The 357-nt window shown below is 47.3% G+C and carries 1 pseudogene; it reads right to left on the bottom strand.

Annotation, left to right across the window (positions count from 1 at the left end):
* Positions 1–357: pseudogene (locus B3O33_RS03485) on the bottom strand (HlyD family type I secretion periplasmic adaptor subunit); the annotation flags it as partial.

The raw sequence follows: 357 nt of genomic DNA, 5'->3' as shown, positions 1-357 counted from the left end.
TTGCAGCGCGTACTTCACTGAGTTCTCTGGCGGCTTCAGATTTAAACCGGGTATTTGCTTCATTGATTTTCTGCTGTACTTCATCCATTGAAGAACGAATTCGTGGGATAGCTAACCGGTTAGACTCCATTTCACCCTTGAGATCATTAACCGTTCGTCTGAGCCTGAGCAATTCCACTTCTGACATAACGCCTGCAGCAACCAGTGGCTCCGACATTTGCAATTCCTGATTGCTTAGCTCAAAACTGCGACTGAGCTGCTGTTGCCTCGCCTGCTTTTCTACCAGCTCCTGTCTGCGCTGCTCAGCCTGTCTTTTTAAGACATCAATCGTACTTTGTAATTGGAGTTGGCGGGATT

The sequence above is a fragment of the Methylophaga sp. UBA1464 genome, assembly GCF_002325665.1.
GTDB lineage: Bacteria > Pseudomonadota > Gammaproteobacteria > Nitrosococcales > Methylophagaceae > Methylophaga.
This window is presented reverse-complemented; position numbering and strand designations above follow the sequence as displayed.